Here is a 19,447-nt window from a genome sequence, read left to right as displayed (position 1 = left end):
GCATGACTTTCAAGACTCTGGACGATCTTGTTGACGTGGCCGGCAAGGCCGTGCTGGTGCGTGAAGACCTCAACGTGCCGATGGCCGATGGCAAGGTGAGCGACGATACCCGCCTGCGCGCGGCTGTCCCCACGGTGACCGAACTGGCCGACAAGGGCGCCAAGGTGCTCGTCCTCGCGCACTTCGGCCGCCCCAAGGGCGAACGCAGCGAAGCCAATTCGCTGGCCCAGATCGTTCCGGCCTTCGCCCATGTGCTGGGCCGCGAAGTGGTCTTCATCGCCGATTGCGCCGGGGCCGAGGCCGAAGCGGCCGTGGCCGCGCTGGCCGATGGCACGATTGCCGTTCTGGAAAACACCCGCTTCCACAAGGGCGAGGAAAAGAACGATCCCGAACTCGTCGCCGCCATCGCCAAGCTGGGCCAGGCCTATGTGAACGACGCCTTTTCCGCCGCGCACCGCGCCCATGCCTCGACCGAGGGGCTCGCCCATGTGCTTCCCGCCTATGCGGGCCGCGCCATGCAGGCTGAACTCGAAGCGCTCGAAAAGGCGCTGGGCAACCCGGTCAAGCCGGTGGCAGCCGTCGTTGGCGGGGCCAAGGTCTCGACCAAGCTCGACGTGCTCAAGCACCTTGTCGGCAAGGTCGACCACCTGATCATCGGGGGCGGCATGGCCAACACCTTCCTCGCCGCGCGCGGCGTGGATGTGGGCAAGTCGTTGTGCGAACACGACCTGACCGGCACCGCCGAGGAAATCCTCGACAATGCCGACAAGGCCGGTTGCACCGTCCACCTGCCCTACGATGTCGTGGTCTCGAAGGAATTCGCGGCCAACCCGGCCTCGCTGCGCACCACCAATGTCCACGAAGTGGCCGCCGACGAGATGATCCTCGACGTCGGGCCCGCTGCGGTCGAGGCGCTGGGCGACGTGCTCAAGACCTGCCGCACGCTGGTGTGGAACGGACCGATGGGCGCGTTCGAGATGGCGCCGTTCGATGCGGCCACGGTGGCGCTGGCCCGCACGGCGGCGGCGCTGACCAAGGAAGGCTCGCTGGTTTCGGTGGCCGGGGGCGGGGATACCGTCGCCGCGCTCAACCATGCCGGTGTTGCGGCTGATTTCTCGTATATTTCAACCGCAGGCGGCGCTTTCCTCGAATGGATGGAAGGCAAGGAACTTCCCGGCGTTGCGGCGCTGGAAGCCTGATTTCCAGTTCTGATCTGACAGGCGCGTGTTGCAGTGCAGCGCGTGCCTGTTTATTTTTGTACTCTGCATAGGTATGCGTAGTCAGATTCGCGGCGCTTTGGGGTCATACTCCGTGCGTGCGCGCTCGTTCGCAAGCCCTCCAGTTTTCAGGCCCTCCAAGTCATAGGATGATCCATGAACCACGCTGAAATGACCGAAAAGATGGCCGCCGGACATGGCTTCATCGCCGCTCTCGACCAGAGCGGGGGCTCGACCCCCAAGGCGCTCAAGGGGTACGGCGTCGAGGCCGACGCCTATTCGAGCGAAGAAGAGATGTTCGGTCTCATCCACGAGATGCGCAGCCGCATCATCCGCTCGGACGCCTTTTCGGGCGACAAGGTGATCGGCGCGATCCTGTTCGAACGCACCATGGACGGCACTGTCGATGGCAAGCCGGTTCCCACCGCGCTGATCGAAAAGGGCGTGGTGCCCTTCATCAAGGTCGACAAGGGCCTTGAGGACGAAGCCAACGGCGTGCAGCTGATGAAGCCGATGCCCGAACTCGACGCGCTCGTCGCCCGCTCGAAGGCGCTGGGTGTGTTCGGCTCCAAGGAACGCTCGGTGATCCACTCGGCCAATGCCGAAGGCATCGCCGCCGTGGTCAAGCAGCAGTTCGAGATCGGCAAGCAGATCCTTGCCGGTGGCCTGATGCCGATCATCGAGCCCGAAGTGAACATCAAGAGCGAAACCCGCGCCGAATGCGACGCGATCCTCGCCGCCGAGATCCTCAAGGAACTCGACGCCCTGCCCGAAGGCGTGCAGGTGATGCTCAAGCTCTCGCTGCCCAAGGTGCCCGGCACGTTCGACGCGCTGGTCGATCACCCCAAGGTGCTGCGCGTCGTGGCGCTCTCGGGCGGCTTTGCGCGCCCCGAAGCCTGCGCCGAACTGGCCAAGAACAAGGGCATCATCGCCAGCTTCAGCCGCGCCCTGCTCGAAGACCTGCGCTATCAGATGACGCCGGAAGAATTCGACGCGGCGCTGGGCGGCGCGATCGACGAAATCTTCGCCGGTTCGGTGAACAAGCTCGTCGCAGCCTGATTTTTTTTGCAGGCTTGACGCGTGAAAGGCGCTCCGGGGGAAACTCCGGGGCGCTTTTTCTTGGGCGTCGTGCGGTTTTGGGGGCGATGGACGGGGCCAATGGACTGGGCCAATGGACTGGGACGGGCGAACGGGCTAGGGGCGCAAGGATGACCGATCTTGCCAGCCAGCTTTATCTGATCTCGCCGCTCGATGTGACCGGCGCTTTCCCCGATCGCCTTGCCCGCGCGCTCGATGCCGGGCCGGTTGCGGCCTTCCAGTTCCGCGTCAAGGACATCGACGAGCATGGCGCGGCGCGTCTGGCCGAGCCGCTTCAGCGGATCTGCGCCGATCGCGACGTGGCCTTCATCGTCAACGATTCGGTCGGCCTCGCCAAGCGCCTGGGCGCCGACGGGGTCCATCTGGGGCAGGAAGACGGCGACGTGGCCGAGGCCCGCCAGCGTCTGGGCCGCGACGTGCAGATCGGGGTGACCTGCCACGGCAGCCGCCATCTGGCGATGGAAGCGGGCGAGGCCGGGGCCGACTACGTGGCCTTCGGCGCCTTTTTCCCGAGCACGACGAAGGATGCCAAGCACCGCGCCGAGCCCGACATCCTGACCTGGTGGTCGACCCTGTTCGAACTGCCCTGCGTGGCCATTGGCGGGATCACCCAGGCCAATTGCGCCCCGCTGGTGAGCGCGGGCGCCGATTTCCTCGCGGTGAGCGCGGCGGTGTGGAATGCCGATGGCATGAACGAGGCCCAAGCCGTGGCCGCCTTCATCGAGGCGATCAGGGCGGCCCCCCCGCGCGAGACCGAAGGTCTGGCCTGAACCTGGCCAGTTTGCGCCATACCGGCCAAAGATAATGGGGTGCAGGGGCCTTTGGCCCCAAAGATAATGGGGTGCAGGGGCCCTTGGCCCCTGCGTCAGCCTTTTCTTTTTTCCATTTTTCGCGAAACCTCGCGCCTTGCGCGCAGGAGAAACGTGACATGACGGCCAAGACCCACCCACACGAACCCACGCCCAAAGAATTGACATGGCGCGGCGTCGCGCTCGGCGCGCTGCTCACGGTGATCTTCACCGCCGCCAATGTCTATCTGGGCCTGCGCATCGGGCTGACTTTTGCGACCTCGATCCCCGCGGCGGTGATCTCGATGGCGATCCTGCGGCTGCTGCCCGGATCGACCATTCAGGAAAACAACATCGTCCAGACCATCGCCAGTTCGGCGGGCACGCTTTCGGCGATTGTCTTCGTGCTGCCAGGTCTGGTCATGGTCGGCTGGTGGAGCGGCTTTCCCTATTGGCAGTCGATGGCGGTGATCGCCATCGGCGGCATTCTGGGGGTGATGTATTCGGTTCCGCTGCGCCGCGCGCTGGTGACCGGGTCGGACCTGCCCTATCCCGAGGGCGTGGCTGCTGCCGAAGTGCTCAAGGTCGGCGCGGGCGAGGCGGGCTCGGAGGAAAACCGCAAGGGTCTGGCCGCCGTGGCGACCGGAACGGCGCTGTCCGCCGGGTACCCGCTGCTGGCCAAGCTGGGCGTGGTGGCCGAGGAGGCGAGCGGGGTGTTCCGTCTGGGCGGCGGGGCAACAACGGCGGGGGGCGGGCTTTCGCTCGCGCTGATCGGGGTTGGCCATCTGGTCGGCCTTGCCGTGGGCCTTGCGATTTTGAGCGGGATCGTCATCGGCTTTGGCGTCCTGCTGCCGATCTATACCGCCGGGGGCGCACCAGCGGGTACCGATCTGGCCGATTTCGTCTCGGGCGTATTCCGCGCCAAGATCCGCTTTATCGGTGCCGGGACCATCGGCGTTGCCGCAATCTGGACCCTGCTGCGGGTGATCGGCCCGATCGTGCGCGGGATCGCGGGCGCGCTGGCGGCGAGCCGCGCGCGCGCGGCGCAGGGCTATGCCGGGCTCGACCTGACCGAGCGCGACTTGCCCATCGGCCTTGTCGGGGGCACGATCCTCGCGCTCATGCTGCCGATTGCGGGCCTTCTGGCGAGCTTTGCCAGCGGCGGCCCGGCGGCCGATCACCTGGTGGCGACGCTCGTGGCGACGGTGCTCTATGTTCTGGTCGCGGGCGTGATCATCGCTTCGGTCTGCGGCTATATGGCCGGGCTGATCGGGGCTTCGAACAGCCCGATCTCGGGCGTGGGCATTCTGGCGGCGCTGGGCATCGCGCTGGTCCTGCTGGCGCTGTTCGGGCATCTGGCCGATCCGGCATCGGGCAAGGCGCTGGTGGCCTTTGCCCTGTTCGTGACCGCGCTGGTCTTCGGCGTGGCGACCATTTCCAACGACAACCTGCAAGACCTCAAGACTGGTGAACTGGTCGGCGCGACACCGTGGCGCCAGCAGGTCGCGCTGGCGCTGGGCGTGGTGTTCGGTTCGCTGGTGATCCCGCCGATCCTCTCGCTGCTGAACAGCACGTTCGGGTTCGTCGGTGCGCCCGGTGCCGGGCCCGATGCCCTGGCTGCGCCGCAAGCCGCGCTGATTTCGGCGATCATCCAGGGCGTGCTGGGGCAGGGGCTCGACTGGTCGCTGGTGGGGCTGGGCGCGCTGATCGGCGCGGGGGCGATTGCCGTCGACGAGATCCTGCGCGCGCGCGGCAAGGGCGCCTTGCCCGCGCTGGCGGTGGGCATGGGGATGTATCTGCCGATGCCCACCACGCTGCCGGTCGTCGTCGGCGCGGTGCTGGGCCATGTCTACAATCGCTGGGCCGAACGCCAGCGCGATCCGGCACTGGCCGAGCGCATGGGGGTGCTGACCGCCACGGGCCTGATCGTGGGCGACGGGCTGTTCAACATCGCCTTTGCCGCGCTCGTGGCGGGAAGCGGCAAGGCCGACATTCTGGCCGTGGCGGGCACGGGGGCGTGGGCGATGCCGCTCGGGCTCGCGCTGTTTGCCGCGCTGGTCGCCTATGCCTATGCCCGGATGGTGCGGGCCGTGCGGTGATCAGCTGATCAGTTGCTGCCGTCGGTCAGGACCGCTTGCGGCGCGTCGGAGAAACCGCCCACTGGCGGGCCGACGCGCACGCAGCGCAGGCCCGTGCGGCGCCCGTCGCTGTCGAGTTGCAGGACGGTGCTGGCGCTCTGCGCCTCGAACCGGCGGCCATTGTAGGGCCCCGAGGTGAACGTCAGCGCCCGCCCGAGCAGGAGGTAGCCGCCACCCGACGTGCCATCGGGCGTGCGATAGCTGGAATCGGGCATGATGCGGAAGCCTTCGCTGGCTTCGGGTTTGGGCTGCGACACGGCGGTTCCGGGCATTTCGCAAGTCCAGCGGCCATTGTGCAGCGTGCTCAGGTCGCCGCCGGGCGTCGCGAAGGCGGGGGGGGCGGCGGTAATTGCCAGCAGCAGGCAGGAAACCGGCACGAGAGCAGGGCGGAGAGCAGCACAGAGAGCGGGGCGCTTTGTCATGTCCGACCCGCTAGCACGCAGCACCGGCTTGAAGCAATCGGCGACCTGGGCTAAGGCGCGCGCTTTCCCATACTCGTCAGGGCTCTTTCCATCATGAAGATCAGCGGCGTGGACATCCGTCCGGGCAATATCCTGGAATACGAAAAAGGCATCTGGAAGGTTGCCAAGACCCAGCACACCCAGCCCGGCAAGGGCGGTGCGTTCATGCAGGTCGAAATGAAGAACCTGATCGACGGGCGCAAGACCAACGTGCGCTTCCGCAGCGCCGATACGGTCGAGCGCGTGCGTCTCGACACCAAGGACTTCCAGTTCCTCTATGCCGAGGGCGAAGACCTCGTGTTCATGGACGTGGAAACCTACGACCAGATCACCCTGCCGCGCGATCTTCTGGGCGATGCCGCTGCCTTCCTTCAGGACGGCATGACCGTTCTGCTCGAAATGTATGACGAGCGCCCGATCTCGGTCGAACTGCCCGAAACCGTCGAAGCCACCATCGTCGAGGCCGACGCCGTGGTGAAGGGCCAGACCGCTTCTTCGTCGTACAAGCCCGCCGTGCTCGACAACGGCGTGCGCATTCTGGTGCCGCCGCATATCGAAAGCGGCACGCGCATCGTGGTGGACGTCTACGAACGCACGTACGTCGGCAAGGCGGGTTGAGATCATGGCGATTTCAGGTCTTGTCCGGGTGATGGAGCGTGCCGCGCGCAAAGCCGGCACGCGTCTGCGCCGTGACTTCGGTGAAGTCGAACACCTTCAGGTGAGCCGCAAGGGCCCCGCCGACTTCGTGTCGAAGGCGGACAAGGCGGCTGAGCGCACGCTCTACGAGGAACTGCGCGCCGCGCGTCCCGACTGGAACTTCCTGATGGAAGAGAGCGGCAAGATCGAGGGCGACCCGACCAAGCCGCGCTGGATCATCGATCCGCTCGATGGCACCACCAACTTTCTTCACGGTATCCCGCACTTTGCGATCTCCATCGCGGTGCAGGAAGCCCTGCCCGATGGTTCGGGCTGGGGCGAGGTGATCGCCGGTCTGGTCTACCAGCCGATGACCGACGAGAGCTTCTGGGCCGAGAAGAGCCGCGGCGCCTGGCTTCAGGACCGCCGCCTGCGCGTTTCGGCGCGTCGCCACCTCGACGAATCGGTGATCGCCACGGGCATCCCATTTGCCGGGCAGGGCGACATGGGCGAGTGGACGCGCATCTACCACGAGATCGGCACCCGCGTGGCGGGCATCCGCCGCTTCGGCGCGGCCTCGCTCGATCTGGCCTGGGTGGCCGCTGGCCGTTACGACGGCTTCTGGGAAAGCAGCCTCAAGCCCTGGGACACGGCGGCAGGCTGCCTGCTCGTGCGCGAGGCGGGCGGTTTCGTGTCCGACTATCGTGGCCGTTCGCCGCAGATCTGCGACGAAACGGTGCTGGCGGCCAACGATGGCCTCCACTCGCGCCTGCACAAGCTGGTCGCCACCGCGATCCGCGACTGATCGCGCGAACGAGGGGCCTTGAACGGCGGGTTTGCCGGATTTTTACGGCAAACCCGCTGGTCCCCCGTTGATCCTTTGGGCCGGTGCGGCTAAGCCGCGCGGGCAAGCCGCAGTGCCCCTGTGGTGGAATGGTAGACGCGACCGACTCAAAATCGGTTGTCGAAAGACGTGCCCGTTCGAGTCGGGCCAGGGGCACCATTTGCCGGACTTGCGGTCTGGCCCCTTTCTCTCTTTTCCAGATGCCGCTTTCCTGGACTGGCCGGACGGGCGAGACAGGATTGCCCATCGCTCTCCTTCGCGATAGGGCCACACCTGCATTTTTGCCGCGACCTGTTCCCCTGCGATCGGGCGCGGCCTGGCGGGTTGAACCTTGGGCATGCGGCGCGGTTTCCTTCACGCGGGTCTTTCCTTTGCGATTCGGTTGACGGCGCGCCAGCGGAGGCTGCTGCGCGAGAGTGAAACCGCGTTCATCGTGCTGGCCGCGCTGGCCGGACTGGCCGCCGGGTTCTCGACCAATTTGCTGGGCTTTCTGGCCCATGCCATCCAGCAGGTGCTTTATGGCCTCGACGGAAACCGGCTGAGCGCGCTGGGGCAGATCCGTCATCCCTGGCGTCTGTTGGCGCTTCCGGCGGGGGGCGCCTTGCTGGCGCTCTGGGCGCGCCACTTGCGGCGGCGCGGGCGTGGACTGATCGACGTGGTCGAGGCCAATGCGCTTCATGGCGGGCGGATTCCGCCTGCCGACAACCTGATCATCGCCGGACAGACGGTCCTTTCCAACGGGGTGGGGGCCTCGGTCGGGCTTGAGGCGGCCTATGCCCAGATGGGCGGGGGCATGGCCTCGCTGATCGGGCAGGCGATGAAGCTGCGCCGGACCGATTTGCGCACGCTGGTGGGCGCGGGGGCCGGGGCGGCGGTGGGGGCGGCGTTCAATGCGCCGCTGGCCGGGGCCTTCTATGCCTTCGAGATCGTGATCGGCTCGTTCGTGCCGGGCGCGGTGGCGCCGGTCATGGCGGCGGCGCTGGCGGCGGCGGCCATATCGCGGCTGCTGGGCAGCGAGCCGTGGCTGATTGCGACGACGACGGCCGGGCGCGAACTGACCATCCTCCACTATGTCGCGTTCGGCATTCTGGGGCTGGTCTGCGCCATGGTCGGTATCGCGCTCATGCGGCTGGTGACGGCCGCCGAACAGGGCTTGCAGCGGCTACCGTGGCTGACGCGGGTGCGTCCGGTGCTGGGCGGGTTCCTGCTCATGCCGCTGGCCTTGCTCACGCCGCAGTCGCTCTCGGCCGGGCACGGGGCGCTGCATCTCAATCTGGCGCTGCGGCCGGGCCTCGATTTCCTGACGCTGGTGCTGGTGGTCAAGATGACCGCCTGCGCGGTGGCGCTGTCGAGCGGGTTTCGTGGCGGGCTGTTCTTTGCCTCGCTGTTCCTGGGCTCGGTGGTCGGGCAGATTTTCTCGATCATCGCGGGGCAACTGGTGCCCGGTTTCGCGCTCGACCCTGTCGATGCCGCGCTGGTGGGCATGGCGGCGCTGAGCGTGGCGATCGTCGGCGGGCCGATGACGCTGGCCATGCTGATGCTGGAGATTACCCACGATTTCGCGCTGATGGGGCTGGTGCTGACCGCCTCGCTGGTCTCGACCACGCTTACCCGCGAGCTTTTCGGCTATTCGTTCTCGACATGGCGCCTGCACTTGCGCGGCAGCAACATCAAGGGCCCGCGCGACATCGGCTGGATGCTCAATCTGGCTGCCGGGCGGATCATGCGGCGCGACTGGGTCAGCGTTTCGCAGGATCTGACCATCGCCGAATTTCGCGCGGGGCACCCGTTGGGCGCGTCGAGCAAGGCGATCCTCGTCGATGGCGAGGGACGCTATGGCGGCATTCTGGCGACGGCGAGCGCCTATCGCCCCGATCTCGACCCTGAAACGCGCCTGCACACGCTGGCCCAGCTCGAAAACGTCACGCTGGCGCCCACGGCGGGCATCCGCGCGGTGCTGGCCCTGTTCGACGAGCATGCCGCCGACGAGATCGCGGTCGTCGATGGCGTCGGGCATGTGCAGGGGGTGATCACCGAGCGTCATGCCCGGCGGCGCTATCTCGAAGAAATCGATGCGGCGCAGCGCTCGGCTTTCTCGGATTGAAGCGCGCACCCATTTGCAACACTCATAACGGACGGGCATTCCTCATTGGATGACCATAAACTCAACTGATAGAGTTGAGTTTATGGTCACTTCGAGCGAATTTCCTGTTTCGTCCGCCGGTTGGTCCCGGCGCATGGTTCTGGCTGGCACGGGCGCGGCGTTTCTGGCCGGGTGTGGCCGGGGCGGAGGTGCAGGCCGGGGGGCCTTGCGCGTGGGCATTACCGGCAAGGGCGAGAACGACGCGCGCCTGCTGTTTTCCGCAGCCGGGATCGTGCCCGATTTCCCGATCACATATGCCGAGTTCGAATCCGGCCATCTGGTCGTCGAGGCGCTCAATTCCGGGGCGCTCGACTTTGGCGGGATGAGCGAGATTCCGCCCGTTTTCGCCGCGGCCTCGACCGTGCAGAGCTTCCGTCAGATCGGCGTCTTGCATGGCGACGTCAACAACCAGGCGGTGCTGGTCCCCAAGGGCTCGACGATCACGGGGCTGGCCGGTCTCAAGGGCAAGCGGGTGGGCTACGTCCGGGCTACCACCACCCAGTATTTCCTGATCCAGATGCTCAAGTCGGTCGGGCTGGGCTGGGGCGACATCGAGCCGGTGGCGATGAGCGTGGCCGATGGCGCGGCGGCCTTCGAGCATGGCGCGCTCGACGCCTGGGCGATCTATGGTTTTCCGATCCAGCGCGCCATTGCCACCCAGGGCGCGCGCGTGTTGCGGACGGCGCTGGGGTTCCTCTCGGGCAACTACGTAATTTCCGTTCACCGCGACGTGTTCGGCGATCCGGCCCGCGCCGATCTGGTCGGGCGCTACCTCAAGTTGACGCGGCAGGCCTATGGCTGGGCGCAGGCCAACGAGAAGGAATGGGCCCGCGTGGTGGCTGGTGCCATCGGTGTGCCGGTTGCCTATGTCGAAGCCCAGTTCCGCGCCAAGAGCGCGCCCTATGCGCTGCGCCGGGTGAGTGACGAAGCCATCGCCTCGCAGCAGGCCGTGGCCGATGTCTTTGCCGCCGCAGGCCTGATCGGCCGCCGCGTCGATATGCGCCCCTTGTGGGACACCCGTTTCAATTCCGCCCTTCCGGAGGCCTGAGCCATGGCGACGCATGCCCATTCCGATCCGTATTCCGAACATCACCCCGACTTGTCCGACGCCGCCCTCGCGCGGCTGACCCACGAACTGGCCCACTGGGCGCAGGATTATGACCGCAATCCCCGCTTTCCGCGCGAGGCCTTCGACATTCTCGCCCGCGAGGGCCTGATCGGCCTGACTGTGGCCAAGCGGCTGGGCGGGGCCGGGGCAGGGCTGGTCGATGCGCTGCGCGTGCTGGGCGCGGTGGCCAAGGGAGAGCCTTCGACCGCGCTGATCCTGTTCATGACTTATGCGTTCCACGCGGCGCCCGACAAGGGGCGCCGCTGGGACCGCGCGCTCTACGAACGCCTCGCGCGCGAGGCGGCGACGGGGGCGGGCCTTGTCGGCACGTTCCGGGTCGAGCCCGAACTGGGCACCCCGGTACGCGGCGGTCTTCCGGCAACGACGGCGCGCCGCGCGGGAAGCGGCTGGCTGCTCTCGGGCGAGAAGATCTATTCGACCGGGTCGAGCGGGCTCGACTGGTTCGCCGTCTGGGCGCGGACCGAGGAAGACCCGGTGCGCGTGGGCCTGTTCCTGGTCAAGCCCGACAGCGCGGGGATCACCATCCTGCCCGAATGGGACCATCTGGGCATGCGCGCGACGGTCAGCCACAAGGTCGTGTTCGACGATACGCCGGTTCCGCCCGCGCTCGCTGTCGACTTGCGCGCGCCCGAGGACTGGGCCCCGCGTCCTGAAGACGGAAGCGCGCTGGTCTGGAACGCGCTGGCCATCGCCACGATCTACGACGGTGTGGCGCGCGCCGCGCGTGACTGGCTGGTGGGCTATCTCAATGCGCGCAAGCCCGCCAATCTGGGCGCCGCGCTCGCCACATTGCCGCGCGTGCAGGAAAAGGTCGGCGAGATCGAGGCCCTGCTCCACGCCAACCGCGTGCTGATCGACGAGGCCGCGCGCCTCGCCGACGCCGGGCTGGGGCCGGGCGCGACACAGGCCAATCTGGTCAAGCATCTGGCCAATGCCAATGCGATCAAGGCGGTCGAGATCGGCCTCGAACTGACCGGCAACCCCGGCATTAGCCGCGCCAACCCGCTCGAACGCCACTATCGCGATGTCCTGTGCAGCCGCATTCATTCGCCCCAGGCCGATACCGTGCTGGTCGCGGCGGGCAAGGCGGCGCTCTCTCTTCCGGGCGGATTTCCGGCCCGATGAGCCTGGTCATCGCCAGCCAGCTCGAACCCGAGCACAACGAGGCGCTCGCCCGCCATCCGCTGCGCCCGCGCGTGATCGCGGCCAGCGAGGAGGAACCCTGGCGCGCGGCGGACGAGGCCGACGTGCTGGTCGTGCGCCCTTCGCCGGTCTGGCGCGAGGCAGGCCGGGCGCCGGTGCCCGCGCCCTGGCCGGGGCGACTGCGCTGGGTGTGCAGCGCTTCGGCGGGGGTCGATTTCTATCCTGCGTGGCTGCTTGAGGCCCCGCTGGTGACATGCGCGCGCGGCACCGCCTCGGAAGAAATCGCCGACTACGTGATCGGGGCGCTCTACCGTCAGGCCAAGGATTTCGACGGTGCGGTCGCCCGTGGGCCGCAGGAATGGCGCTATCGTCCGCTCGGGCAGGTTCTGGGCAGCACGGTGGGCCTGATCGGGCTGGGCGCGATCGGCACGGCGGTGGCGCGGCGCGCGCTGGCGCTGGGCGCGCGGGTGGTGGCCGTCAGGCGCAGTGGAGGTGGGGGCAGTGGAAGCGGGGGCAGCCTCGTTCCGGGTGTCGAGGTGGTAGAGCGCGTCGAGGACGTGGTGGCACAGGCCGATCACATCGTCGTGGCCGTGCCCGCCACGCCCGCCACGCGGCATCTGGTCAATGCCGATCTTCTGGCAAGGGCGCGGCCGGGCGCGCACCTTGTCAATGTCGCGCGCGGGAGTGTCGTTGATCAGGAAGCCCTGCTGGCCGCGCTCGATGCCGGGCAACTGGGCTTTGCCACGCTCGACGTGACCGAGCCCGAGCCGCTGCCCGCCGGGCACCGGCTCTACACCCATCCGCGCGTGCGGCTCACCCCGCATCTGGCCTCGAACTACACCCTCGCACGCGACAAGCTGCTGGCCAAGATTCTGGCCGACATCACCCGCTTTGGCGCGGGCGAGCGCCCCAGCGACGTGGTCGAGCCCGCGCGGGGCTATTGAACACGCTTTCGCCCCTGTTTCACGCTCAAGGAGCACCCCACATGGCAACCGTTCTTGACCGTCCCGCCCGCTTTTCGTCCACGCGCCCCCACGGCATCAGCGAGGCCGAATGGGCCACCCGCGTCGATCTGGCCGCTTTCTACCGGGTCGCGGCGATCCACGACTACGACGACTTTCTCTACACCCATATCACCGCGCGCGTGCCCGGCCCCGACGCGCATTTCCTGATCAACCCGTTTGGCCTCGCCTTCGACGAGATCACCGCGTCGAGCCTGGTCAAGGTCGACATCGACGGCAACGTGATCGGCGAAAACGAATATGGCATCAACTACGCGGGCTATGTGATCCACTCGGCCATCCACGGCGCGCGCGAGGATGCGCACTGGATCGCCCATTTCCACACCCGCGACGGCATGGGCGCCTCGGCCCACAAGGAAGGCCTGCTGCCGCTCTCGCAGCGCGCGCTCTATATCATCCCCCGTCTCGGCTATCACGACTACGAGGGCGTGGCGCTCAACCTCGACGAGCGCGAGCGGCTGGTGGCCGACATCGGCGACAAGCAGTACCTGCTCCTGCGCAACCACGGCACGCTGGCTGTCGGGCGCACGCCGGGCGAGGCCTGGGGTGCGATCTACCAGCTTGAGGAAGCCTGTTCGGCGCAAGTCGCCGCGCTGGCTGGCGGGCGCGACAATGTCCTGCTTGCCCCGGCCGAGGCGCAGGAGGAAGCCTTGCGCCAGCTTTCGCAGCGCCCCGCCGCCGCGCTCGCGGCGCAGGGAACCAAACCGCACAACCAATTGGTCTGGGAGGCCGTCCTGCGCCGCGTGCGCCGCGCCTCGCCCGGCTTCGACACCTGAACGAGGGGAGAGGAGCGCGGGTATCGGCGCCGGATTGCGACCCCTGATGCCGATCCTGCATTCTTCAGGGCCGGTTTCGCCCCCGGATCCACCCCGGTGGCGAAACCGGCCTTTTGGTTTTCAGGGCGGAACCGCGATCCGGGCAAGATGGTGGGCCAGATCGCGCGCCTGCACGCGGATGTCGGGCACGGCGACCATTTCCCAGCCGAGCCCCTTGGTCAGCGTGCCCATGGCATAGAGCGGCAGCGCGGCCTTGCCCTCGCGGTCGCGCAGGCGCCATGCCGGATCGATGTCGAGCCCGAGCCGTTGCGGGCAGGCCCGCGCCGCGCCGCGGCTGAGCAGCGTGCGCAGCAAGGGATCGCGGCTGCGTTCCGGGTTGCCATCGGGCCCGGTACAGATCACTGCATGGTCGACCAGCGTTTCCACCGGGGCATCCGTTCCGCGCGGGCGCCAGCGCAGCGCGAGGCGGGCCCCCGCAGCCTGCGCCGCTTCGAGCGACCCGGCCACGACTTGCAAGCGTCCCTCGGCCTCCAGCGCGGCGATGCGCCGGGCGATCTGCGGGGCCATGCGATGGCGGTGAACGTCCCACCACGGGCGCGCATGGCGCAGGAAACGGGCCTGTCCCTCTGCCGCATGGGCCTGCCACAGGGCGTGGGTATGGGGGCGCAATTCATCAATGGCATGATGCCAGCCCACGGTGCGGGCGCGCTTGCGGACATGGGCCACCAGTGCGCTTCCCCGTGCCGTGGGCAGGGGCTGGGGATCGACCACGGGGCCGATGTCGGCATGGGCGCGCGGCAGCAGGCCCCGGCGGGACAGCGCCAGGATCGGGCCGCGATGGCCGCGCGCGTCGAGCGCCTGGATCACGTCGATGGCGGTCAGTCCGGTGCCCAGCAGGAACACGGCAGCCTCCGGGCTGATCGCGTCGAATGCATGCCGTGCCCAGGGATCGGCGATCACGCGCGGGGGCGGCAGGCCCGCGAGCGCCCGGTGGGGGGCGGGCGGGGCATTGCCCTGTGCCAGCACGACCGCGCGGGCATCGAGTGCGCGCCCGTCGTGCAGCAGCACGCGCAAGGCTCCATCATGCGCGGGCACGACATCGTGGGCCGTGCCAAGGCAGACTTCGACAAGGCCGGGCATGGCCGCGCGCGCCTGTGCCAGCACATCGGCCAGATAGCGGCCATAGTCGGCCCGGCTGGCGAACCGGTTGGGCAGGTCGCTGCCCGAGGTTCCTCCGCCCGGTGGCTCTCCATGCCCGAGCCAGCGCAGGAAATGGGCCGGATCGTCGGGAAAGGCGCTCATGTTGGCCGCGCGCACGTTGAGCAGGTGCTGCGGCCCGCAGGCGCCATAGGCCAGGCCATGGCCAAGCGCTGTGCCCTCGCGCTCGACAATCACCGCCCGCGTGCCCGCGCGGGCCAGCTGAACGGCCAGCAATGTGCCCGAAAAGCCCCCGCCGATGATGGCCACGGGCTTTTCCGAAGGTCGGTCCTGCCCGTGATTCTGCACAGCGATCGGCATATCTCAACCTCCCAAGTTGACTTATCTGTCGCAAGTTTGGCTTGGCCCGTCAATAGCCGGGCTTGGGCAGCCTGACGAAGCGAGGCAGGGTGGCGCCCACCTGTTTGCGGGCACAATAAAGAGCCGCCGCCGGACCATGCCCGGCGGCGGTTTTTTCGTGGGATTTGAGGGGAGGCGTCAGGCCGCCGAGCGGGCGTGACGGGCCAGGGTGTTGCGGTTAACCGGCACGTCGAGGCCGAGCGTGTCGCGGAAGGTCTGGCCCGGATAGTCGGTCTTGTAGATGCCCCGGCGCTGGAGGATCGGCACGACCTCGTCGACGAACACGTCGAGCTGGCCCGGCAGGCTCTCGAACAGGTTGAAGCCATCGGCGCCGCGCTGTTCGAGCCATTCCCCGAAGCGGTCGGCAATCTGCTCGGGCGTACCCACGAAATGGCCGCGCGGGGTGGCGCTGCGCAGCGCGATCTCGCGCAGGGTCAGGCCTTCCTCGGCAAGGGCGAGGATGCGGGCCGACTGGCTCTGGTTGCTCTTGTGCCCTTCGGCGGCAACGTGGCGCGGGAACGGCCCGTCGGGGTCGTACTGGCTGAAATTGTGGTCGTTGAAGCCACGGCCCAGCGCGCGCAGGGCGTTCTCCAGATTGCCGAGCGAGGCCAGTTCGCGATACTTTGCCTCGGCTTCGGCCTCGGTGCTGCCGACCACCGGACGCGCGCCGGGCAGGATGAACAGCGTGTCGGGATCGCGTCCGAAGCCACGGGCGCGGGCCTTGAGGTCGGCATAGAACGCGCGTGCTTCGTCCAGATTGTCCTGATGGGTGAAGATCGCATCGGCATGGGCGGCGGCAAAGCTGCGCCCGTCCTCGCTCGATCCGGCCTGGAAGATCACCGGCTGGCCCTGGGCCGAGCGGGAAATGTTGAGCGGGCCCTTGACCTTGAGGAACTCGCCCTTGTGGTTGAGTTCGTGGAGCTTGTCGGGATCGAGGAACTGGCCGCTGGCCTTGTCGCGCACGAGGGCATCGTCTTCCCAGCTGTCCCACAGGCCCTTGACCACGTCGAGATATTCGCCCGCGAGGCGGTAGCGGACATCATGGGCGAGGTGTTCGTCCTTGCCGAAATTGGCCGCGCTCCCCTCCAGCCACGAGGTCACCACGTTCCACCCGGCGCGCCCGCCGCTGATGTGGTCGAGCGAGGCGAACTGGCGCGCGAGATTGTAGGGCTCGGTATAGGAGACCGTGGCCGTGCCCACGAGGCCAATGTGCTCGGTCACCGCGGCCAGCGCCGAGAGGATCGTGAGCGGCTCGAAGCGGTTGAGGTAATGCGGGCTGGAGCGCGCGTTGATCGAGACGCTGTCGGCCACGAACAGATAGTCGAACTTGCCGCGCTCGGCGGTCTGGGCCTGATGCTTGTAGAAGGAAAAGCTGGTGCTGGCGTCGACCTGGGCATCGGGGTGGCGCCAGTCGTCCCAGCCGGGGCCGACACCGTGGAGGAGAAAGCCGAGGCGCAGTTGACGGGTCTTGTCGTGGGCTTTCTTGTCGTGGGCTTGGGTCATCGTTATGTCCCTTCGTGGTTGATCCGATAAATAACGTGGTATTTTCGGATCATACGGAAATGTCTTGAGGGTTTGAGCGAGGTCTTCTCAAGTCGGTTCAAGAAATGCGAATGTCGCATTTTCATCGTGTTACAGGCTCTGGTTCAGATCACCACGAAGCCGTGGGTGCCATCGCGGCGCAACTGGTCGACGAGGCCGAATTCCCAGTCGAGATAGGCCTGCATGGCGGCCTGCGCGTTGTCGGTGCCTTCGTAGGGGCGCTTGTAGCGGCCCTGTCCGTCGCGCGGGGGCGGGGCCCCGTCGGGCCCGGTTTCGAGGGGGATGCCGCCCGGCCAGTCGACCACGGCGACCTCCCAGCCCATCTGGGCCAGCCACGAGGCGGTCATGTCCGCGCGCGGGCCAAGGTCGTCGGCCAGCACGATGCGTGCGCCGCGCACGGGGGCGAAGTGGTCGGTTTCCTGCACCAGCTGGCCCCCTTGCGCATTGCGGAAGCCGGGCAGGTGGCCGCGCGCGAAGTCTTCGGGCAGGCGCACGTCGAAGCGGTAGAGCGTGCGGGTGGTGTCGCGGGCCAGCCAGGCGAGGTCTTCCCAACTGATGTGGCGCACGCCCGCGCGCCAGGCGACATCGCGCGCGCGGGCGCGGGCTTCGCCGGCAAGGGCTGTCTCGGGCGCGGGGGCGCGGCGCTGCTGGCCGGTTTCGAGGCCTTGCCCGGCCAGCGTCCAGCCGATCGTGCCGTTGCGCAGCGCGAAGATGCGGTTGGGCAGGCCTGCATTGATCAGCGACTGGGTGCCGATGATCGAGCGGGTGCGCCCCGCGCAGTTGACGATGATCGTGGTATCGGGATCGGGGGCGATGGCGCGGGCGCGCAGAACCAGTTCGGCGCCCGGCGTGCTGACCCCGCCCGGAATGCTCATCGTCGCATATTCGTCGAAGCGGCGCGCATCGAGAATGGCGATATCGGCCTTTTCCTCGATCAGCGCGGCAACATCGGGCGCGGGGAGCGAGGGGGTGTGGCGGTGATGCTCGACCAGTTCGCCAAAGGCCTTGGAATAGGAGTTCACGTCCTCGAACAGCTCGTATCCGGCCTCGCGCCAGCCCGAAAGGCCCCCGGCCAGCGCCGAGACGCGGGTGAAGCCGAGGTCCGCCAGTATGCCAAGGGCCGGGGCTGTCAGGCCTTCACCGTCATCATAGACGACGATCCGGGTGTCGCGCCGGGGCAGGCGCCATGGAGCCTCGATTTCGAGGCGGCGCAGCGGGATCTGGGCGGCGAACAGCGGGTGGCCGCGTGCAAACGCGGCTTCCTCGCGCAAGTCGATGAGGGCGATCTCCTCGCGGGCGAGAAGGGCGCGGCGGATGTCCTGCGGGGTGGTGGTGCTCATTGGTTGCGCGACCGGTCCCAGAGGTTGGGCACGAGGCTGTTGGCGTAGCCCGAGATGAAGCGTTTGGGGGTGCCATCGGGCGCATAAGTCGCGCGATCGACCGCGCCGATGTTGGCGCCATAGACATGGATCGAGATCGAGGGGGCATCGGCCAGGGCATTGCTGACCCGGTGGATGTCGCCCACGCGGGGGCTGACCGCCTCGACTTCGCCGGGATGGAGCAGGTGGGCCGGACCATCGGCGCGCAGGCTGCCATCGGGGGCGCGGACAAAGCGCTCGGAGCGTTCGGCCCCGCGCAACATGCCGACCAGGCCCCAGACGCGGTGATCGTGGATCGGGGTGCCCTGTCCGGGGCCCCAGACGAACGAGACCACGCTGAAGCGTTCGCGGCTGTCGCAGTGGAGCAGGTATTGCTGGTAGCGGTCCGGGTCGGGCACGGCGAAGGCGGGGGGCAGCCAGTCGTCACTGGATACGAGCTTTCCCAACAGCTTGGAGCCCGTTTCGAGGATTTCGGCTTCACTGCGCGTGGCCGCCAGCAGTTCAGCCAGGCTCGTGACGAAGCCGCGCAGGCGGGCGATGCCGCCAGTGGATGGCTGAGCGGATGGCTGGGCGGAGGGCTGATCGGGGGCCGGGGGCACAGGTGCAGGCGCGGGAGCAAGCGTGGCGGTGGTCATGCCAAAATTCCTTGGGCCAGATGTTCGGGGGCCAGATGTCCGGACGCCGGTTCCCTGGGGGCCGGTTGGTCGGAGGCCGGATGCTTGTGGGGGAAGGGGATTACGTGATCGGTGCGCGGCGCATGGCCGCCATGGCCGCCCAGAATGCCGAGCAGCTTGTCTTTCAGGGGCTGGGTAAGCGCGCCGCGCTCGCCACGAGGGATCGTGATCGTTTCCTGCGCGGCGATCCGCCCGCCATCGAGGACGAGGATGCGGTCGGCCAGCGCGATCGCCTCGTCGACATCGTGGGTCACCATCATCACCGCGCAACCGTGCGCGCGCCAGAGCGCGAGGACGAGTTCGTGCATGCGCAGGCGGGTGAGCGCGTCGAGCGCGGCAAAGGGTTCGTCGAGCAGCAGGAGTTTGGGTTCGCGCACCAGTGCGCGGGCCAGCGCGACGCGCTGCGCCTCGCCGCCCGAGAGCGTGAGCGGCCAGGCGTCGAGCCGGTGGCCCAGCCCGACCTCGCGCAAGGCGTTCTGCGCGGCCTCGCGGATCGTCGCCCGCGCGCCTTTCAGCCCCAGCGCGACATTGCGCCAGACTTTCTTCCACGGCAGCAGCCGCGCGTCCTGAAAGACCACCGCGCGCGAGGCAGGAACGGTCACGTCCTGTCCGTCCGCCCCGTCCAGCCCGGCAAGCGTGCGCAGCAGGGTGGTCTTGCCCGAGCCCGAGCGGCCCAGCAGCGCGACGAATTCGCCGGGCCGGATCGTCAGGTCGAGGTTCTCGATGACGGTGACATCGCCAAAGCGGCGGGTGAAGCCGGAAAGCCGGACCACCGCGTTTTGGGCCGGAGCCCTGCCCTCCTGAGCCCTGACCTCCGGGGCCGGGTCTCGGGAGAGGTCGGGATGGATGTCAAGGCGCAGATCCATGGGCGAAACTCCGGTTCTGGAAATGGGGGAAGGG

At 67.9% G+C, this 19,447-nt stretch carries 17 protein-coding genes and 1 tRNA gene; 12 read left to right on the top strand and 6 right to left on the bottom strand.

Annotation, left to right across the window (positions count from 1 at the left end):
• Window positions 1-2 precede the first annotated feature (2 nt).
• From SBI20_RS05225 to SBI20_RS05210, 4 genes are all read left to right on the top strand, one after another.
• Window positions 3-1,199: a phosphoglycerate kinase gene (locus SBI20_RS05225; protein ID WP_317974057.1), complete on the top strand. Its 1,197-nt coding sequence runs from the start codon at window positions 3-5 to the stop codon at window positions 1,197-1,199.
• Between the two features lie 174 nt (window positions 1,200-1,373).
• Complete coding sequence (locus SBI20_RS05220) at window positions 1,374-2,276, top strand: fructose bisphosphate aldolase (protein ID WP_317974056.1); 903 nt, start codon at window positions 1,374-1,376, stop codon at window positions 2,274-2,276.
• Between the two features lie 149 nt (window positions 2,277-2,425).
• Complete coding sequence (thiE, locus tag SBI20_RS05215; protein ID WP_317974055.1) at window positions 2,426-3,085, top strand: thiamine phosphate synthase; 660 nt, start codon at window positions 2,426-2,428, stop codon at window positions 3,083-3,085.
• A gap of 158 nt (window positions 3,086-3,243) precedes the next feature.
• Window positions 3,244-5,202, top strand: coding sequence for an OPT family oligopeptide transporter (locus tag SBI20_RS05210; protein ID WP_317974054.1), 1,959 nt, complete (start codon window positions 3,244-3,246; stop codon window positions 5,200-5,202).
• A gap of 8 nt (window positions 5,203-5,210) precedes the next feature.
• Here SBI20_RS05210 and SBI20_RS05205 read toward each other — a convergent pair whose 3' ends face one another.
• Window positions 5,211-5,663 (bottom strand): hypothetical protein, encoded by a 453-nt coding sequence (locus SBI20_RS05205; RefSeq protein WP_317974053.1) that lies wholly within the window; start codon window positions 5,661-5,663, stop codon window positions 5,211-5,213.
• Window positions 5,664-5,756: 93 nt separating this feature from the next.
• Between SBI20_RS05205 and efp the strand changes: the two genes are divergently transcribed.
• From efp to SBI20_RS05165, 8 genes are all read left to right on the top strand, one after another.
• Entirely contained in the window at window positions 5,757-6,320 is a 564-nt protein-coding gene (gene efp / locus SBI20_RS05200) for an elongation factor P (RefSeq protein ID WP_317974052.1), read from the top strand.
• Between the two features lies 1 nt (window position 6,321).
• On the top strand, window positions 6,322-7,143 hold the full coding sequence (locus SBI20_RS05195; protein ID WP_317976044.1) for an inositol monophosphatase family protein: 822 nt from the start codon (window positions 6,322-6,324) through the stop codon (window positions 7,141-7,143).
• Window positions 7,144-7,257: 114 nt separating this feature from the next.
• Window positions 7,258-7,341: transfer RNA gene (locus SBI20_RS05190), tRNA-Leu, on the top strand.
• 178 nt (window positions 7,342-7,519) lie between these two features.
• The gene (locus SBI20_RS05185; protein WP_317974051.1) at window positions 7,520-9,286 is read left to right on the top strand and encodes a chloride channel protein; all 1,767 of its coding nucleotides are present in this window, start codon (window positions 7,520-7,522) and stop codon (window positions 9,284-9,286) included.
• Between the two features lie 82 nt (window positions 9,287-9,368).
• The gene (locus SBI20_RS05180; RefSeq protein ID WP_317974050.1) at window positions 9,369-10,373 is read left to right on the top strand and encodes an ABC transporter substrate-binding protein; all 1,005 of its coding nucleotides are present in this window, start codon (window positions 9,369-9,371) and stop codon (window positions 10,371-10,373) included.
• Between the two features lie 3 nt (window positions 10,374-10,376).
• Window positions 10,377-11,579 carry an acyl-CoA dehydrogenase family protein gene (locus SBI20_RS05175; RefSeq protein WP_317974049.1) on the top strand — a complete coding sequence of 401 codons (1,203 nt, stop codon included), beginning with the start codon at window positions 10,377-10,379 and terminating at the stop codon, window positions 11,577-11,579.
• A complete protein-coding gene (locus SBI20_RS05170; protein ID WP_317974048.1) occupies window positions 11,576-12,541 on the top strand; it encodes an NAD(P)-dependent oxidoreductase in 966 nt (321 codons plus the stop codon). The genes SBI20_RS05175 and SBI20_RS05170 overlap by 4 nt, the downstream gene beginning before the upstream one ends.
• Before the next feature lie 41 nt (window positions 12,542-12,582).
• Window positions 12,583-13,395, top strand: coding sequence for a class II aldolase/adducin family protein (locus SBI20_RS05165; RefSeq protein ID WP_317974047.1), 813 nt, complete (start codon window positions 12,583-12,585; stop codon window positions 13,393-13,395).
• A gap of 120 nt (window positions 13,396-13,515) precedes the next feature.
• Here the strand turns inward: SBI20_RS05165 and SBI20_RS05160 are convergent, their stop codons facing one another.
• From SBI20_RS05160 to SBI20_RS05140, 5 genes are all read right to left on the bottom strand, one after another.
• Complete coding sequence (locus SBI20_RS05160) at window positions 13,516-14,913, bottom strand: FAD/NAD(P)-binding protein (RefSeq protein WP_317974046.1); 1,398 nt, start codon at window positions 14,911-14,913, stop codon at window positions 13,516-13,518.
• Between the two features lie 177 nt (window positions 14,914-15,090).
• Window positions 15,091-16,455 carry an LLM class flavin-dependent oxidoreductase gene (locus SBI20_RS05155; protein WP_317974045.1) on the bottom strand — a complete coding sequence of 455 codons (1,365 nt, stop codon included), beginning with the start codon at window positions 16,453-16,455 and terminating at the stop codon, window positions 15,091-15,093.
• A 143-nt stretch (window positions 16,456-16,598) separates the two neighbouring features.
• Window positions 16,599-17,834 carry a rhodanese-like domain-containing protein gene (locus tag SBI20_RS05150; RefSeq protein WP_317974044.1) on the bottom strand — a complete coding sequence of 412 codons (1,236 nt, stop codon included), beginning with the start codon at window positions 17,832-17,834 and terminating at the stop codon, window positions 16,599-16,601.
• The gene (locus SBI20_RS05145; RefSeq protein ID WP_317974043.1) at window positions 17,831-18,508 is read right to left on the bottom strand and encodes a cysteine dioxygenase family protein; all 678 of its coding nucleotides are present in this window, start codon (window positions 18,506-18,508) and stop codon (window positions 17,831-17,833) included. Before SBI20_RS05145 ends, SBI20_RS05150 begins: the two co-directional genes overlap by 4 nt.
• Entirely contained in the window at window positions 18,505-19,413 is a 909-nt protein-coding gene (locus SBI20_RS05140; protein WP_317974042.1) for an ABC transporter ATP-binding protein, read from the bottom strand. The genes SBI20_RS05145 and SBI20_RS05140 overlap by 4 nt, the downstream gene beginning before the upstream one ends.
• Window positions 19,414-19,447: the final 34 nt, after the last annotated feature.

This window comes from Novosphingobium sp. IK01, assembly GCF_033242265.1.
In the GTDB taxonomy this organism is placed as follows: domain Bacteria; phylum Pseudomonadota; class Alphaproteobacteria; order Sphingomonadales; family Sphingomonadaceae; genus Novosphingobium; species Novosphingobium pituita.
Note: the sequence above shows the minus strand (reverse complement) of the source record. Positions and strands in the feature narration are given on the sequence as shown.

Coding starts and splice junctions, on each gene's coding strand:
- SBI20_RS05170 (WP_317974048.1), top strand. CDS start 11,576: ATGAGCCTGGTCATCGCCAGCCAGCTCGAACCCGAGCACAACGAGGCG.
- SBI20_RS05205 (WP_317974053.1), bottom strand. CDS start 5,663: ATGACAAAGCGCCCCGCTCTCTGTGCTGCTCTCCGCCCTGCTCTCGTG.
- SBI20_RS05160 (WP_317974046.1), bottom strand. CDS start 14,913: ATGCCGATCGCTGTGCAGAATCACGGGCAGGACCGACCTTCGGAAAAG.
- SBI20_RS05220 (WP_317974056.1), top strand. CDS start 1,374: ATGAACCACGCTGAAATGACCGAAAAGATGGCCGCCGGACATGGCTTC.
- efp (WP_317974052.1), top strand. CDS start 5,757: ATGAAGATCAGCGGCGTGGACATCCGTCCGGGCAATATCCTGGAATAC.
- SBI20_RS05145 (WP_317974043.1), bottom strand. CDS start 18,508: ATGACCACCGCCACGCTTGCTCCCGCGCCTGCACCTGTGCCCCCGGCC.
- SBI20_RS05150 (WP_317974044.1), bottom strand. CDS start 17,834: ATGAGCACCACCACCCCGCAGGACATCCGCCGCGCCCTTCTCGCCCGC.
- SBI20_RS05185 (WP_317974051.1), top strand. CDS start 7,520: ATGCGGCGCGGTTTCCTTCACGCGGGTCTTTCCTTTGCGATTCGGTTG.
- SBI20_RS05180 (WP_317974050.1), top strand. CDS start 9,369: ATGGTCACTTCGAGCGAATTTCCTGTTTCGTCCGCCGGTTGGTCCCGG.
- SBI20_RS05165 (WP_317974047.1), top strand. CDS start 12,583: ATGGCAACCGTTCTTGACCGTCCCGCCCGCTTTTCGTCCACGCGCCCC.
- SBI20_RS05225 (WP_317974057.1), top strand. CDS start 3: ATGACTTTCAAGACTCTGGACGATCTTGTTGACGTGGCCGGCAAGGCC.
- SBI20_RS05175 (WP_317974049.1), top strand. CDS start 10,377: ATGGCGACGCATGCCCATTCCGATCCGTATTCCGAACATCACCCCGAC.
- thiE (WP_317974055.1), top strand. CDS start 2,426: ATGACCGATCTTGCCAGCCAGCTTTATCTGATCTCGCCGCTCGATGTG.
- SBI20_RS05155 (WP_317974045.1), bottom strand. CDS start 16,455: ATGACCCAAGCCCACGACAAGAAAGCCCACGACAAGACCCGTCAACTG.
- SBI20_RS05210 (WP_317974054.1), top strand. CDS start 3,244: ATGACGGCCAAGACCCACCCACACGAACCCACGCCCAAAGAATTGACA.
- SBI20_RS05140 (WP_317974042.1), bottom strand. CDS start 19,413: ATGGATCTGCGCCTTGACATCCATCCCGACCTCTCCCGAGACCCGGCC.